This window comes from Pseudomonas sp. FME51 (assembly GCF_014897305.1).
Genome location: NZ_JABUYN010000001.1, coordinates 254,910 through 271,815, shown reverse-complemented (window position 1 = coordinate 271,815; position 16,906 = coordinate 254,910). Strand labels below are relative to the sequence as shown.

At 37.0% G+C, this 16,906-nt stretch carries 15 protein-coding genes; 11 read left to right on the top strand and 4 right to left on the bottom strand.

Translation table 11 applies throughout. The annotated features are described in order from the left end of the window. Window positions 1-114: 114 nt before the first annotated feature. The 5 genes from INT39_RS01200 (at window position 115) to INT39_RS01180 (ending at window position 4,704) form a co-directional block, all read left to right on the top strand. Complete coding sequence (locus tag INT39_RS01200; RefSeq protein WP_193015379.1) at window positions 115-1,308, top strand: MFS transporter; 1,194 nt, start codon at window positions 115-117, stop codon at window positions 1,306-1,308. Beyond that, window positions 1,301-2,275, top strand: coding sequence for an HTH-type transcriptional regulator YidZ (yidZ, locus tag INT39_RS01195; protein ID WP_193015378.1), 975 nt, complete (start codon window positions 1,301-1,303; stop codon window positions 2,273-2,275). The genes INT39_RS01200 and yidZ overlap by 8 nt, the downstream gene beginning before the upstream one ends. A gap of 210 nt (window positions 2,276-2,485) precedes the next feature. Beyond that, a complete protein-coding gene (locus tag INT39_RS01190) occupies window positions 2,486-2,929 on the top strand; it encodes a GNAT family N-acetyltransferase (RefSeq protein ID WP_193015377.1) in 444 nt (147 codons plus the stop codon). Continuing rightward, window positions 2,926-3,960, top strand: a complete 1,035-nt coding sequence (locus INT39_RS01185) for a serine hydrolase domain-containing protein (RefSeq protein WP_193015376.1) — start codon at window positions 2,926-2,928, stop codon at window positions 3,958-3,960. Before INT39_RS01190 ends, INT39_RS01185 begins: the two co-directional genes overlap by 4 nt. Before the next feature lie 33 nt (window positions 3,961-3,993). After that, window positions 3,994-4,704, top strand: a complete 711-nt coding sequence (locus tag INT39_RS01180) for a GNAT family N-acetyltransferase (RefSeq protein WP_193072066.1) — start codon at window positions 3,994-3,996, stop codon at window positions 4,702-4,704. A 96-nt stretch (window positions 4,705-4,800) separates the two neighbouring features. On the opposite strand, the gene INT39_RS01175 is transcribed toward INT39_RS01180, so the two are convergent. Both INT39_RS01175 and INT39_RS01170 read right to left on the bottom strand, forming a co-directional pair. Next, a complete protein-coding gene (locus INT39_RS01175) occupies window positions 4,801-6,453 on the bottom strand; it encodes a DUF4139 domain-containing protein (protein ID WP_193015374.1) in 1,653 nt (550 codons plus the stop codon). Window positions 6,454-6,800: 347 nt separating this feature from the next. After that, complete coding sequence (locus INT39_RS01170; protein ID WP_193015373.1) at window positions 6,801-8,201, bottom strand: amidohydrolase; 1,401 nt, start codon at window positions 8,199-8,201, stop codon at window positions 6,801-6,803. A gap of 172 nt (window positions 8,202-8,373) precedes the next feature. Here INT39_RS01170 and INT39_RS01165 point away from each other — a divergent pair, with 172 nt between their 5' ends. Further along, window positions 8,374-9,609 carry a TerD family protein gene (locus tag INT39_RS01165; protein ID WP_193015372.1) on the top strand — a complete coding sequence of 412 codons (1,236 nt, stop codon included), beginning with the start codon at window positions 8,374-8,376 and terminating at the stop codon, window positions 9,607-9,609. A gap of 109 nt (window positions 9,610-9,718) precedes the next feature. Here the strand turns inward: INT39_RS01165 and INT39_RS01160 are convergent, their stop codons facing one another. Both INT39_RS01160 and INT39_RS01155 read right to left on the bottom strand, forming a co-directional pair. Continuing rightward, the gene (locus INT39_RS01160) at window positions 9,719-10,174 is read right to left on the bottom strand and encodes a YaiI/YqxD family protein (RefSeq protein WP_193015371.1); all 456 of its coding nucleotides are present in this window, start codon (window positions 10,172-10,174) and stop codon (window positions 9,719-9,721) included. 59 nt (window positions 10,175-10,233) lie between these two features. Beyond that, a complete protein-coding gene (locus tag INT39_RS01155) occupies window positions 10,234-11,109 on the bottom strand; it encodes an EamA family transporter (RefSeq protein WP_193015370.1) in 876 nt (291 codons plus the stop codon). A 97-nt stretch (window positions 11,110-11,206) separates the two neighbouring features. Between INT39_RS01155 and INT39_RS01150 the strand changes: the two genes are divergently transcribed. From INT39_RS01150 to hutX, 5 genes are all read left to right on the top strand, one after another. Then, window positions 11,207-11,689: a MarR family winged helix-turn-helix transcriptional regulator gene (locus tag INT39_RS01150; RefSeq protein WP_193015369.1), complete on the top strand. Its 483-nt coding sequence runs from the start codon at window positions 11,207-11,209 to the stop codon at window positions 11,687-11,689. Window positions 11,690-11,976: 287 nt separating this feature from the next. After that, window positions 11,977-14,115 carry a TonB-dependent receptor plug domain-containing protein gene (locus INT39_RS01145; protein WP_193015368.1) on the top strand — a complete coding sequence of 713 codons (2,139 nt, stop codon included), beginning with the start codon at window positions 11,977-11,979 and terminating at the stop codon, window positions 14,113-14,115. Window positions 14,116-14,117: 2 nt separating this feature from the next. Beyond that, on the top strand, window positions 14,118-15,002 hold the full coding sequence (locus tag INT39_RS01140; RefSeq protein WP_226894008.1) for a heme/hemin ABC transporter substrate-binding protein: 885 nt from the start codon (window positions 14,118-14,120) through the stop codon (window positions 15,000-15,002). Between the two features lie 20 nt (window positions 15,003-15,022). After that, entirely contained in the window at window positions 15,023-16,369 is a 1,347-nt protein-coding gene (hutW, locus tag INT39_RS01135) for a heme anaerobic degradation radical SAM methyltransferase ChuW/HutW (protein WP_226944458.1), read from the top strand. Window positions 16,370-16,411: 42 nt separating this feature from the next. Further along, a complete protein-coding gene (hutX, locus tag INT39_RS01130) occupies window positions 16,412-16,900 on the top strand; it encodes a heme utilization cystosolic carrier protein HutX (RefSeq protein ID WP_226894007.1) in 489 nt (162 codons plus the stop codon). Window positions 16,901-16,906 lie beyond the last annotated feature (6 nt).

Below are 16,906 nucleotides of genomic sequence, written 5' to 3'. Positions count from 1 at the left end.
ATAAAATCCCCATGATATTTCCAAAATGGAAATTAGAGATTGCTTTTTTGTCATTAGGTTTCCGTTTCGTTGACGACTAAAATGCCTCTTTATCAGAATAAAAGAGGTGGTTGGATGACAAAATATATCTTTTTTAGCTTTTGTTTAGTGTTGATTTATCCCCTTGGTGTTGATCTGTATTTAACAGGCTTACCAGCAATAGCTAAAGACTTAAGTGCGTCTGAAACGACATTGCATCAGGCTTTTTCAATTTATTTAATGGGCATGGTGTCATCCATGTTTATTGCAGGATGGTGCAGTGATAATTTAGGGCGTAAACCCGTTGTGTTATTTGGAACGGTTGTTTTTTTATTCGCTTCATTGAGTGCGGGAATTTCGGTAACGGAAAACGGATTTTTAGTTGCTCGTGTATTTCAAGGATTCGGTGCCGGTTTTTGTTATGTTGTGACCTTCGCGATATTACGAGACACATTAGCTGAACAACAACGGGCAAAAGTGCTTTCTATGATAAATGGGATAACCTGTATTATTCCTGTGTTGGCCCCTGTTTTTGGATTTTTAATTTTATTGCAATTTGAATGGCCGATGATGTTTTATGCAATGGCAACTTATTCATTATTTGTTTTTGTATATTGCTGTTTTTGGATAAAAGAGACAAAACCAAAGCCACAAGCTATTACTAAAAAAGAAAATAACTTAATGACAGTGAATATTGTCGATAACGAGTCGTTTTTAAATGGCTTTTTTCTAAGTCGCTTACTTATTTCATGTTTAGGAATGGGCGTTATTCTTACTTATGTTAATATTTCACCCATTGTGATTATGCAGCAGATGCACTACACCACAGGGCAATATTCAACAGCAATAACATTGCTTTCCTTGATCAGTATGGTGACATCTTTTTTAATGCCTAAAATATTATCAAAATTTCGTTATGAAGTTATTTTGTATACTGGGTTATTCTGTTTTTTAGGTGCGGCTATTTTTATATTTATTGGGAAAAATAGCGATCCTCATTGGTTCTTTGTCTCATTTTCATTGTGTGGTGCAGGGTTTGCATTGCTATTTGGTATTATAATGAGTCAAGCGCTCTCTCCGTTTAGCCGAAAAGCTGGGCTTGCTAGCTCTATTTTAGGGATTTCTCAATTAAGCTTTGCGTCTCTCTATATTTGGATTATGGGATGGTTAGAAGTCTCTGCAATAAATATGTTGATGGTTGTCTTATCAGCAAGTTGTATTATTGGTTTCGCTTTTTTGCATATTTTCCAATCTTCAGAACAACGACAAAAGGTTAACTGTGATGCATAAGCCATTACATCGAATTGATTTGAATTTATTGGTTATTTTTCAGATTCTTTTGCAAGAACGCAGTGTAACTTTAACGGCGAAATGGTTATCTATTTCACCTTCAGCAGTCAGTAAAGCGCTAGCTAAGTTGCGGATTTGGTTTGATGATCCCCTTTTTGTTCGTAGCCCTCAGGGGCTAATACCGACGCCGTTAACGTTAAGTATTGAAGAGTCACTTTCTGATTTTATTAATATTGGGAATCATATTGCAGGTAAACAAAACAGTGAAACGCCTAAAGGTGTCCATTTCAGCTTAATATTAGAATCGCCATTACATCAAGTCATGCTAACTCAATTTCCTTTGCAAATATTGAATTATTATCCACAATCAATGGTTCAAATACGAAATTGGGAATATAACTCTTTATCAAGCATTATTGATGGTGACGCTGATATTGCTTTTTTAGGTCGTGAATATTATTCAGGCTCTAAAGAAGCATTACATTTATTACCAGAAGTCATTGACTGTGAAGAGCTTTTTTGTGATACACCGTTAGTCTATGTACGAAAAGATCACCCTTTACTTAAAGAACCTTGGAATTTAGAGACATTTTTGCGCTATTCTCACATTTCAACAGAATATGATAAACGAGCACATTGGGCATTAGATGATATTTTGGCTGAACATGGACGTTTACGTAATGTCGCTATAACCTATACGTCATTTGAGCAAACCTTATTTACAATTTCTCAACCTAATCATGAGCTTATTACTTGTTTACCTGGGTATTGTGCACATTATATTTCTAGAGTTTTACCTAATTTAGTTACGCTACCTATACCATTGCCACACAGCGTTTCTGAACAACTAGATATCTCATTTATTTTATTGTGGCATAAGCGGCATGCATATAATTCTAAAGTGTTGTGGCTAAGAGAAACAATAAAAAACAGTGTTCACCAATTTATGCAGAAAAATACACGCTAATAAATTGATTTATTCTAGAACACATTTAAATACAGTGCTTTTATGATTATTTACTGCCTTAACACTTGCCTATTGCTATTTTTCTATTTCAATATTCATAATAAATAAAATAATGTGCCCTATTGTGCTATCTAAATCTTCTCTTAATATTTCTTTAATTTTATCGCTGATAATAAACGATGAGCTTTTAGTGATTTAAAAGAGAATACAATGGATATTAGTTTAAAACGTATTACTTCAGATAATTATGAAGAAATTAGTTTACTTGAGGTAGAAGAATATCAAGAAGACTATATTGCTTCTAATATGTGGTCTTTAGTTGAGGCGGCTTATAACGAAAGCTATGTTGTTAGAGGCATTTATTTATCAGATAAACCAGTTGGCTTTTTTATGTGGGTAAAAGAGAACCCGCATAAAACCGCTATCTGGCGTTTTATGATAGATAAAGCACACCAAAACAAAGGATTAGGCAGAAATGCCCTTCAGCTCGCCTTAAATGAAATTAAGCAAGATAAAGAAATTAATGATATTGAAATCTGTTATAACCCATTAAATCCAGTAGCTAAAACATTCTATGCCTCTTTTGGTTTTGAAGAGGTAGGTATGGATAGCGATGGGGATGATATGTTAGCAGTAATAAGAGTAACACAATGAAAAATATAAAAAATAATAGTAAGCAAGATAAGATTGTGCAGTTAGTAAGCCCTATTTCTGAGAATACGCCCGGTATTATTATACGGGCTCGCTTTGATGATGGTGTTATATACCAAGCTCAAAAAGGTCTTGCAAATATAACTAAAAATCAATTAATTGATGAAAATAGTGTCTTTAATTTAGCATCTGTTTCAAAGCAATTTACTGCTTTTTCCATATTGCTTTTAGCTAAAGATGGAAAGTTGTCACTTGATGACTCCATTCTGGTTTATTTACCTGAATTAGGTGAATATGCCAAAGAGATCACTGTGAGTGATTTGGTTTTCCATATCAGTGGGTTAATTGATTATATGGAATTAGCGTTTGAGCGAGGTGTTTCTTATACAACGCCACTTACGCCAGAAGAAAGTTTTGCTGATATTGTAAAGCAAACCAAGACCTACTACCCTGTTGGCAGTAAATTTGAATATAACAATACCGGATATTTTTTGCTGTCTCAGATCATTGAACGAGTCAGCCAACAACCCTTTTCAGTTTTTGCTCAAGAACGTATCTTTGCACCATTAAAAATGAACGATACATTTATTGTTGAAGAATACCCTACAATAAATCCTATTGTGTCTGGATATGTGGAAAATGAGCAAGGAAACTATGAATTATCAGAAAGCCCTTGGACACATACCGGTGATGGCGCCGTGCATTCAAGTGCGAACGATTTAATGAAATGGGGTGAAAACTTTAGTACGGCAAAAGTGGGCGGTGCTGAGCTTATTGCGAAAATGACACAGCCTTTTTCTCATTCTACGCGTGAAGGTAAGCCAGTAATTGATTATGAAGCTTATGGATTTGGCCTTTTTATTAATCATTCTCTGGGTGAAATAAGTTTTGAACATTCAGGGGGATGGATGGGAACGTCAACCTATTTTATGCGTTTCCCTCAATCAAAACTCACTATCACAGTTCTATCTAATCGTGAAAACTATGATATTGATTTACTTGCAACTGAAGTGGCAAAAATTTTACTTAATTAGTCGGCGCAAATAGAGAATATGATGGAAAATATCATGATCATCGATTACTGGAAAAATGAATTTCAATTGGGTGAGTCGGTTGTTAACTCACCTACTTTTAGTTTATTTAGCTATTCTGAATTAGATGAAGATTACAGCATGTCATGGCTAAAAACGGCTGAGGTAAATTTATTTAGTAGTTCACCAACTTTAATTGAACAACTCGGTTTAAAAAGTCATCCACCCGCTTCAAGTGAAGCATTATTAGCTCGCCTAAATCATGATGATTTTAATTGGTATGGCGCTGATCAGGTTTTTTATTTATCTGAAATAGAATGTGAAAAATTACAAAATAACCCATTTTTCCATGCTGCGCGTAGATTAACACAAGCAGATAAATTGTTATTTGATGAGTTTTGCTCACAAAATAGTGAAGAAGATTTAGACGGTGCTTATGTTGAATTAAATCACTGGCGAGTGATGGGATTGTTTGAACAAGAAAAGCTAATCGCTGTAGCCAGTGCATACCCATGGGATGACTCTCTATTTGCTGATATGGGGATACTGACACATCCAGATTATCGCCAGCAAGGATTCGCGAAATTACTGATTAGAGCATTATGTAAACTTATTTTAAATGATGGTTATCAACCCCAATACCGTTGCCAATTAGATAATTTATCGTCACTTATTTTAGCAGAAAAAGCAGGCTTTTCACCTTTTGCACAATTAGATTTTATTTTAAAAAATGAAAATGATATTTAATTTTTTTAATCAAAATAAAAGTGGTTTTTATTTAAAAAAGAAAAAGGTGCTATTGCACCCTTTTCTATTTTCCTTCCTAAATCTAAATTGACGCCATTATAGTCCCATTACTTGTCTATTCTTAGGATAAGAAAGCGTATAATTTAATGGTAATGATTTTTCTTGTTTTGCATCCAACGTAATATTCCATTCTATCTCACCGGTATCTTTATCCAGCACACCCTCTTTATAATTAGCATTTGCCACATTAATGTTATTTTCTTGGCTAAGCGGTAATTGATCGTAAATTGTCACTTTTACTGGTGTGTTATATGTATTTCTTACTTTAATGGTATAACTTTCTTTTTGTTCAATCGTTGTACCAATAAATATCGGTTCTTTTCTTATTTTTTCGTTGTTAATACGGCTAACTTGAATGTTTTTGTCTATCCCCATCGGAATATTAAGTAACTCTTCAAGCTCATTCGTATTAATATAGCTATTACCCACAAAGCTATTCATATAGTAGATATTTGCACGACCATTAAGTAAGTTTAAATTTTCCCAATCTTTAATTTCAGCTTGTAAATAAACTTCTTCTACTAATTTCGGTGTGGTTAAATAGCGATAATCCGCGGTGACTTCTTTTTGGTTAATGACCAATGTGTTAGGCTCGGTGCTATTTTTTAAGGTGTAAGGTAACGCGATAGCGTGGCTTAAATTAATTCCATTATTATTCGTCGTAACATATCGAGTCACTCCTTTGTTTATTTGTTTTTCTCGAGTTAGGTCTGAAACATTTTCTTCCATAACTGCGGCTGGTGCAGGCATCGCCATTCTCATACTGTCTTTTCTAAATTTTGAATTATCATTATAAAGAGATAAATACCAAGGTGATAACGCAGGAGCCGTAATATTGAGTGACGGATTGGTGGATGTTAAAACCAGCTTAACACTATCCCAATTTAAGCCTGTATTTTGAATCACATCCGCTTTATAGGTGAGTAATATTGGCTTATCCATTCCTTGGCTTCGAATATCATAAGCGGGTGACCATCCTGCATCTGGTGTTATATAGGAAATCCGCATTTTACTCGTGAGATTTTTTGATGTACCTAAGGATAAAATAATTTGCGTTTTTTCTTCGGCAATAACGGGCAATTCAATCTCTAATTGGCGAGTTATTTCTTCTAGTTGTTCGGCCAATTTAGTGATTTCTTCACGTGCTGTTTTTTGTTGATTTAAAATAGAAGTCATTCTTTGACTAATAAAATCAAATTTTTGTGATGATTGCTCTAATGTTTGCGTTTCACCATTACCAAAAAAGGATTGATCTTTCAGTAAAATAATTTGTTCATCACCAACGCTAATGTTGATGTTTAATACTTCAATTTGTTTATTAATCTCTTTTTGTTTATCCATTAATGTCGTAATGGTGGCTGGGTAATTAGGGGCAATCGGTATTTTTTTAACGTTTATGGTATTAATAATAATATCGTCATTATCAAGGCTAACTGATAGGCTTCTTTGATCAATGTTATTTGCAACATTGGATAAAACAACTTCACTTTGTCCCGCGGGTAAATCCAGTGTTACGCTATTTTCAAGTTCGGCACCACGCAAAAAAATCGTTGCTTGATTGAGTTTTATATCCTGATAAAGCGTTTTAGTCAGGGCTATTGAATTAGGTTCATTAGCAAAAGCGCTAGATACACTAATTATGGATAAGGTAAGCAGTGACAGAGTGAGTTTATTCGGTTTAATCATCATTTTTATTCTATCCGTAGTTGATGAGCGGTATTGTCAAAAGGCTAATTAGAGATGCTCTATTGCATAAGAATACATAGATAGTATTGCATCTCCCATAAATTAGATAACAGAATAAACTTAAAGAGAGAATGGTGTAGAAATACAGAAAATACGATAAGCCAGTGTATTACTGATATTAGCAAAAAGGGTGTTATAAATAGTCAGGATTATCTTCGTTATAATGAGATATTATGCGGTTATTTCGCTTTATTTTATCGTATTTTGATAAAACAAACTGATGATAATAAATAAAAAAAATAGGCAGTTTAAAAATAAACTGCCTAGGATAAAGATATTGTTATCAATTTTTATTTAACAACTTCACCGCTATCGATTACGGTTTTACGTACTTTATCAGAGAAATCTTGAGCTTCTTTAATAATCGCTTTTTCATCGACCGTTAATAATTGGCGATCTTCCATTAAGATTTTACCATCGACAATGGTGTGGCGAACATTACTGCCATTTGCACCATAAACTAATGCTGCATAAGGGCTGTACATAGGCACCATATTGGGTGATTTTGTATCAACTACGATGATATCAGCAAGCTTTCCTGATTCTAACGAACCCAGTTTATCTTCCATATGCAAGACTTTTGCAGAGCCCATTGTTGCTAACTCAACAACCGTTAACGGTGGCATTGCCGCACGATCTTTATTCTCTAGCTTATGAATTTTGCCAACAAGATTTAGCTCATTCATCGTCGTTAGTGTATTACTCGACATTGGGCCATCTGTACCCAAACCGACTCGAACACCTTTTTCTAGCATAGCAACAACGGGAGCAACCCCTTTTGCTGATTTGGTATTGGCACTGATATTATGAGCAACACCTACATCATATTTCTTTAATAAATCTATGTCTTTTTCATCGACCATAATGGCATGTGCAGCGATAACTTTGTTATTTAATGCTCCGATATCTGCCATATATTGAACAGGGCTTTTACCCCCCGTGCGTTTTGCAATTTCTTCTTGTTCACGATCCGTTTCAGCTAAGTGGATCATGACAGGCACATCTAGTTCTATGGATAATTTAGCAATTTTCTGAAGGTTTTCAGTAGTATTTGTGTAAGGCGCATGAGGCGCAAAAGCAGGAATAATGCGAGGATGATCTTTATATTCTTTAATAAAGCTTACCGCATATTGAATACCTTCTTCTGGTGTTTTCGCATCGGCAACAGGGAAATTAATAACAGATTCTCCTAATACTGCACGGTTACCCATTTTATCAACCGTTTTAGCGACTTCATCTTCAAAATAATACATATCAACATAAGTCGTTACGCCCCCCTTTACCATTTCGATATTGGCAAGATTAGCGCCAACTCTAACCATTTCGCGAGAAACCATCTTATTTTCGAGCGGGAAAATATAGCGGTGAAGTCTATCTGGAACATCATCAGCTAATGAACGAAATACCGTCATTGAGCCGTGAGTATGTGTATTAATCAGGCCCGGCATAACAATATCACCATCAACGTCTAATACTTTATTAGCTTGATATTCTTTAGACAGTTCCGGCCCACCTACGGCAATAATTTTATTTTCTTTTACGACAACTGTGCCCTGTTCAATAATTTTATTTTGCTGATCCATAGTGAGAACAGTGCCGTCAACTATCATCAAATCAGCCTGTTTTGCTGCATAACCAGAAAAAGAAACCGCCATTACAGCCAAAGCAAGCACAGATTTAGAAAATGACATCATTACCTCTCGTCTTGAAGGGAAAATTTCCCTAAGATTATAAATAAATTCATTGGCTTTTGATATCAAATGAAAGTGAATGAGATCACCGAATAAATAATTAATTGTAGTTATTATTACATTTAACGCATAAATTTCTTGCAGTTGGTCTTATCAATCAAGGAGTGGTTTAATGAGCAAAATGTTACAACCCGGTGAAAATACATCACTAAGTGAAAATAAAGGACAAGTTAACGTCTCTCATGTAGCAGGCAATAACCTTGATATTAATCTGACTGCTTTTTTAGTCACAGAGTCAGGCAACGTCGTTAATGATGATGATATGGTTTTCTTTAATGCTCCTCATCATGCCTCTGGTGCCGCGTCATTTATTGCACCTGTAACTCAAAGTTCATCGGTTATTCATAGTATTGATTTCGATTTATCTCGTTTACCTGCCAATATTACCAAGATAGCCATTACCTTGACGCAAGATGGTAGCGCTGGCGGTTTTTCGGTTGTTCAACAATTAAAAGCGCAAGTGTTGATAAATAATGACGTTATTGAATTGGTGCCAAGCTCATTTTCACAAGAAACGGGTATCATTGTTTTAGAGTTGTATATTCGAAACGGGCAAAATAAAGTTCGTTCTGTTTGGCAAGGTTTTGCATCAGGGCTTGCAGGATTATGTAATCTTTATGGTATTGACGTCGAAGAGCCCGCTCCCGTTATCGTACCTGCGCCACCTGTTAATATACAAAAAAGTGTGGTGAAACTGACGAAACCAGAAAGCAGTCACCGTGTTTCTTTATTGAAAGGAAGTGATGCACCTAAGCGCATTTTAGTGAGTGCAACGTGGATAGATAATGGTGATGGCAAAGATAACGATGATTTAGATCTTCGGATAGGTATTCTAAGACCGAATGGTCAGATGTCGATTATTCAAGCTCCAGATAAAAGTGGCGCTTTTAATGCAGATCCTTTTGTCTTCCATACGGGGGATGTGGTCAGTGTTAGCCAAGATCAACCCGGTTGTGAAACCGTTGAAATCAACCCTGCTATTTCCCAATTAATGGGGGGGAAAGTCGCTTTAGTTTGCAGTGTTTATTCTGCTATTAATAATGGTTGTGTTTCGGTTGCGTCATTAAAACCGACAATGCGTATGGAGTATGGCAATCAAGTGGTTGAATGTTCTTGTGAGTATAAGAAAGGCTTTTTCAATAATATGATTTATACCTATGTCATTGGTATTATTGAAATTGATCAAGACAGTATTACGTTAAAACCTTCCGGTGTTACATCAAGAGCAGGCAGTGAAGCAACGCCTTGGTTAACCCGTGTGGGTAATGAGCTTAAATTAACAATGGATGGCCCTCATGTTTTTAAAGGAAAGAAGCCAAGTATTCTAGGCAAAAAACGTTATGTTTAATGTCATTATAAAAAAGAAATAACTTAGCGTTTGTCCTAAAAAGGAAAACGGGCAATGATTAAATGCCCGTTTTTTATTTATTTACTTAAAGAGATGATAGCCTGTGAAATTAAGCGCGTCTTTTTTGCTCTAATAACCACTTGTCTAACTCATTAGCAAAAAGCTGACGGTCGCGTTGATTTAGACTTGCAGGGCCACCCGTTTGAATACCGCTGGCTCTCATCGTATCCATAAAATCACGTATATTTAAACGTTCACGAATAGTCGCTTCAGTATAACGTTCACCTCGCGGATTTAGAGCAACGGCTCCCTTTTCAATGACTTCTGCCGCTAATGGAATATCCGCTGTAATAACTAAATCATCTTTATGAGTACGACGGACAATTTCGTTATCCGCGACATCAAATCCAGCAGAGACTTGTAATGTTCGCAAAAAAGGTGATGCTGGTATGCTTAATCGTTGATTAGCAACAAAAGTAATAATCACTTTTTCTCTGTCTGCTGCTCGATATAACACTTCTTTAATTACTTTTGGACATGCATCAGCATCAACCCATATAGGCATAACAACTCTCTCTTGGTTATTCTGTATTAAATATTGCACGTTAAAATAACACAATAATGCTAACTAAGTGATTGAAGCTTTGCTCTTTCCCGTTTTTCTGATTGTTGATTACCCCAAATACTCACTAATATTATGAGCATACCGATAATCTGTAAGCCAGTTAATTGTTGCCCTAATAATGCCCAACCTAAAATAACAGCACTGAGTGGACTTAAAAAACCTAATGACGCCACAGCGCTTGGCCCTAATAATGCAAGCCCTCTAAACCAAAAAACATACGTTAATGCCCCACCAATTAAGGTTAAATAAGTCAAACCTAAAAGGTTAATGCCTGTTAATGAAGGTAGTGCGGGTTCAAACAAAAGCGCAAAGGGTAATAATACCGCACCACCAGCGGTTAATTGCCAGGCGGTAAACGTTAAAGGAGTAACCGGCGGTTGCCAACGACGACTTAACACAGTACCCGCCGCCATGGATAAAGCACCGCCTAATCCTGCAATTATTCCGATAGGATCAAGTGTCGCATTAGGCGTGAGTATCAGTATTGCCACGCCCAAAATACCGCCTAATGCGGCTGAAATAGACAACCACGATAAACGTGTTTGTAATAACCAATGAGATAAAAATAATACAATTAAGGGTTGAACCGCCCCCACTGTTGCCGCAACGCCACCGGGTAAACGATAAGCTGAAATAAATAATAACCACCAAAATAGTGAGAAATTTAAAATACCCAAAATTATAACGCGTAACCACCATATCCCTTGTGGTAGTTGTCTCATAATGATTAATAATAGAATACCTGCGGGTAATGCACGTAAAGCTGCCAATGTCATTGGTACGTTGGCAGGCAACATTTCCGTTGTCACAATGTAGGTGCTACCCCAAACAATAGGTGCTAATGCAGTTAATAAAAGCGTTGTGTATCTATTCATAAAATTACTCAAATTATTTGCTATCCTGATTTATCTTGAGGTCAAGATAAATTGATAATACCTTGACGTCAAGATAAATAATTGACATGATAAATGCATGGACAGAATTGATAGAATTACCAAACAATGGCAACGTGAGCGCCCTGATCTTGATATTAGCCCGATGGGATTAATTGGCCGATTAGGGAATATTACGGTGCATCTTTCCCGTGAAATGGAGAAAGTTTTCACTCAATTTGGTTTAAATGCACCAAGCTTTGATGTGTTAGCAACATTACGACGCGCAGGAAAGCCGTATACCCTTTCCCCTGGTGAAATGTTATCAACACTGATGGTGACATCGGGCACGATGACAAATCGTATTGATCAATTAGAAAAAGCAGGCTGGGTTGTTCGTAAAGTTAATCCAGACGATGGACGTAGCTTTTTAGTCTCGTTAACACCGGAAGGCCTGACGTTAATTAATCAAGTTATTGAAGCCCACGTCGATAATCAAAAGCGTTTAGTTGCAGGTTTATCACAACAAGAACAGCAGGCCTTAAATCAATTGCTTAAAGTTTTTCTTAATTCTTTAGAATAGTATTCTAATCGCATTTTATTCTCTGTAATTTATTTTAACGCTCATTGATAATGAAGGTAAGAATAGAAACATCGTGTTTTTACTTACCTCTTTTCTTTATTTGCTTAAAAACCCTTCTTTTTGTGCCATTTTTGTTTATTTAAGCACCTAGTCTGCATGAAATCACATTTTTACCTTGATCTAGATCAAAGGTGTATTCTATTTGCTATTTTTCAGGTTGACGAATGCCAAAAGTTAAATTATAAAGCGAATGATAATAATTATTGATCTCATTAGGATTCGCACTTATGTGTATTCAATTTAAATCTTACTTTGTGTTGTCTGCTTTAACGCTCTCACTCTCTCAATATGCTATTGCTGATACAGTATCACCTAAAGAGGAAACACTGGTTGTAACGACAACACGCAGTGCTGCTTCTTTATGGAATAGCCCTACTACTATTCAAGTTATTGATAAAGAATCATTAACCCAATCAACCGCATCTTCTATCGCGGATCAATTGCGTGATATCCCTGGTGTTGAAGTTACCGATAATAGCCTTGCTGGTCGTAAACAAATTCGTATCCGTGGTGAAGCCTCATCACGAGTGCTGTTGTTAGTTGATGGGCAAGAAGTCACCTATCAACGTGGTGGTCAAAACTTTGGTGCGGGTATTTTAATCGATGAGTCGGCATTAGAGCGTATTGAAGTTGTCAAAGGCCCCTATTCAGTTCTTTATGGCTCGCAAGCGATGGGCGGTGTGGTGAATTTAATTACCCAAAAAGGTGGCGATAAGCTCTTCGGTGGCAATGTTAAAGTTGTTTATGACTCCGCAACAATGGGATGGCGTGAGTCAGTGTTAATGTCAGGCACAATAGGCGATTTTGAATACCGTTTTAATGGGAGTTATGCCGATCACGGTGATCGTGATACCCCTGATGGACGTTTAGCTAATACACACTTTAGAAATAACGGCCAAGGCGCATGGTTAGGCTATCGGGTTGATAAACATAAATTTGGGCTTTCACTTGATCGCTATGATTTATCGACGCAATCTTATTATGCTGATGAAGGAAAATATCAAGAGTTTAGCGTTAAAGTGCCTAAGCTTGAGCGTGAAAAAATTGGCCTATTTTATGATTATGATATTGATGCTGATTATTTTAAAAAACTTCATATAGATGCTTATACACAGCGAATTGAACGAAAATTTGAAAACCGCGTTGGTGTCGTTACGCCAACAGGCAGCCCAATGATTGGTAATTTAACGGTTAAAAACCGAACACAGTCGGAGGATACACAGAATACTTATGGAATGACTATGCAGGCAAACTTTACGTTACCTGCAAATAATGAACTAATTTTAGGCGCACAATATCAACAAGATAAAGTAAAACAAACCTCTGTTGGCCAAACATCTTCAAACAGTACAACGGGTTTCCCACCAGCCGTTAATTATGAAAAACAATCGCTGTTACATAACCGTAGCAAACAAACTAATGTGTCTGTTTTTGCCCAAAACGATTGGAAAATGGCAGAAGATTGGTCATGGACAATAGGCGCTAGACAGTATTGGTTGAAATCAGAATTACAAGATGGTGATGAGACTGTTCACCATAACAAAACAGGAACAAGTTATAAGACATTAGGCTCTGATCCTGTCAGAGATAACGCTTTTATTGTGTCATCTAATCTGCGTTATTCAGGATTTAAGGATACTGAATTACGTCTTGCATTTGCACAAGGTTACGTGTTTCCTACGTTAGTTCAGCAATTTATGAACACAACGGCGGGCGGTGCGGTCACGTACGGTAACCATGATCTTGAGGCTGAACACTCTAATAACGTAGAGCTAGGTGCCCGTTATAAAGGTAATAATTGGTATATCGATAGTGCTATTTATTATTCTGAAGCAAAAGATTACATCACATCAACTGCTTGTGCTGGAGAACGTATTTGCGAAGGAAATAGCAAAACAGGCCGAGCAGATTACTTCTATTATGACAATATCGACCGCGCGAAAACGTATGGTATGGAAGTGATGGCTCAATATCAAGGCTGGTCAATGACACCTTATGTTTCTGCCAATATTATACGTCGTCAATTTATTAGCCCAACACTAAAAACATGGGATACGGGCGAACCGACATTGACCACGCGAGTAGGTGCTAAACATGTGTTACTGCTTAATAATATGAATTTAATATCAGATTTATATTTAAGATCGGCAACGCAAGCGAAAGATAAGAGTAACCCAGAAAATAAACAACATTATGCGGGTTGGACAACGGTTAACCTTTCATTAAGTAGTGAGTTTGGTCATAACGATCAATACCGCATCAACTTTGATTTAAATAATATTTTAAATAAGCGTTATCAAACGGCTCATGAATCTATTCCTGCTGCAGGTATTAATGCTGCAGTGGGTCTAACATGGGCGTTTTAACAATGAAAAAAATATTAGTTACTCTCAGTTTGTTATTGCTGCCTTTTAATTTAATGGCAAAAGATAACAAAATTAATGAACGTTGGGTTATTGCGGGTGGTTCTATTACAGAATTGATTTATGCCATGGATGCAGGCGATAAGGTTGTTGGTGTTGATGAAACCACGTCTTACCCCGAACAAACTCAGGACTTGCCTCATATTGGGTATTGGAAGCAGTTAAGTGTTGAAGGTATTTTGTCTTTGCGCCCTTCTACGTTTGTGACTTGGGATGACGCAGAGCCGAAAATGGTATTGCGTCAACTCGCACAACATAACGTGAAGGTGATTTCTTTACCAAGAACACCCGCCACATTTGAATTAATGCTACAAAATATTCGTACATTAGCGATTTCATTGGATAAACAAGCACAAGCAGATGCATTAATTAATTCATTACAATCGCGTTTAGCCACAATTATGGCTAAAAATAATCAAATTAAGCAAAAAGTGAAAGTGATATTTTTCCTTTCACCTGGCGGTGGAATTCCTCAAGTTGCAGGAAAAACCAGTGTCGCTGATGCCATTATTCAGTTAGCGGGGGGTGAAAATATTGCAACGCACGAAAATTATCGTATCTATAGCGCAGAAGCCATTATTGCCGCTGATCCTGAGTTAATTGTTATTACCACACAAAGCCAGAAAGACCAAACAGGTGGAGTCAGGGCTTCAGAAGGACTCGCTTCTGTTCCAGGCGTGTCAATGACTCAAGCATGGAAAAATCAACGCATTATTGAAATCGATCAATCCCTTATTTTGGGAATGGGGCCACGTATTGTCGATGCTGTAGAGTTATTGCATCAACAATTTTATCCCGTTGATCCTGTAAAAGATAATAAGACCGAATAATAAGTAGGAATGATTTAATAATGAAAGAGTCAGTCGTAACACATATTATGCCATCTTCAGTCGAAATCGATCTTACGCCGCATTTCGCTCTTGAAGGTGATAGTCCTTTTCGAGATAGACACGCCACCATGCCTTGGCGAGGTTCTGTACCTATCGCGAAAGAAGAGCAACAATCGACATGGCAAGCCTTATTAGAGAGTAAAACACCCGCCTGTAAGCGATTGTTATATATTCATATTCCTTTTTGTGCAACACACTGTACATTTTGTGGGTTTTATCAAAATAATTATTACGAAGAAGCTTGTGCGCGCTATACCGACGCATTACTACGTGAGATCTCGGCTGAATCAGATAGTTTGCTTTATCAATCAGCACCTATTCATGCAGTTTATTTTGGAGGTGGTACGCCTTCTGCATTATCAGCAAAAGATCTCTATCGTGTAATCCGTCATTTACGTCAATCACTTCCTCTAGCACCAGATTGTGAAATCACGATTGAAGGTCGAGTATTAAATTTTGATGATAATCGTATTGATGCGTGTTTAGATGCAGGTGCAAACCGTTTTTCTATTGGTATTCAAACCTTTAATAGTAAAATTCGTAAACGAATGGCAAGAACCTCTACAGGTGAAGAAGCCGCCAAGTTTATGAAAGGGCTTTGTTTACGTGATAGAGCTGCGGTGGTGTGCGATTTATTATTTGGCTTACCTGGGCAAAATGCTGTGAATTGGCAAGAAGATCTCACTATTGCTCATGATATCGGCTTAGATGGTGTCGATCTCTATGCATTAAATCTATTGCCAAATACACCGCTAGGAAAAGCAGTCGAAAACCAACGTGTGACAGTACCCTCTCCGATAGAAAGACGTGCACTTTATCTTCAAGGCTGTGATTTTATGGATAACGTAGGTTGGCGTCAGATCAGTAATAGTCATTGGGCTAGAACAACTCGTGAGCGCAATCTCTACAATTTACTTATTAAACAAGGGGCGGATTGCCTTGCGTTTGGCTCGGGAGCGGGTGGCTCAGTCAATGGCTATTCATGGATGATCGAGCGATCACTTGACCATTATTATCAAAAAATCACAGATAACCAAAAACCGTTAATGATGATGAGCCGTACAACGGACAGCGGTTTTCGTTGGCGTCATGAATTGCAAGCCGGTATCGAATGTGGACGTGTTGATTTATCAAAATTAAGTCCTCAAGCAACCCTGCTCTCCCCTTTATTAAATCAATGGTATCAAGCGGGTCTGGTTGAAGATGATTTTCTTTGTATGAAGCTCACCAATGAAGGTCGATTTTGGGCAAGCAATTTACTGACATCCTTACAACAACTCATTTTGCAGTTAAATACACCTCGTTAATTTTATTACCCTCAATATTAATTAGAAGATGGAAACAACATCATGAATACAGAGTTACAACAATTTTTAATGACTGAGCCTGATGGAACACTGGAAGCTATTGCGACACAATTTACGACAACGTTGTTAGAGGTTGTGAGACATTTGCCATCACGTACATTAATGAGTGGCGAGAAATTCGATACTCTGTGGGATAGTGTGATGAAATGGGGTAATGTCACCACGCTAGTGCATACTCAAGATGTTATTTTAGAGTTTAGTGGTGAATTACCAAGTGGGTTTCATCGTCATGGCTATTTCAATCTACGCGGTAAAAAAGGAATGACCGGTCACATTAAAGCCGAAAATTGCCAATCTATTGCGATGATCGAGCGCAAATTTATGGGAATGGATACCGCCTCTATTATATTTTTTAATCAACAAGGCGTTGCCATGTTTAAAATTTTCCTAGGTCGAGATGAACATCGTCAATTATTACCTGAGCAACTATCCGCTTTCCGTCAATTAGCACAACAATTAAATGAGGAATAATCGTAC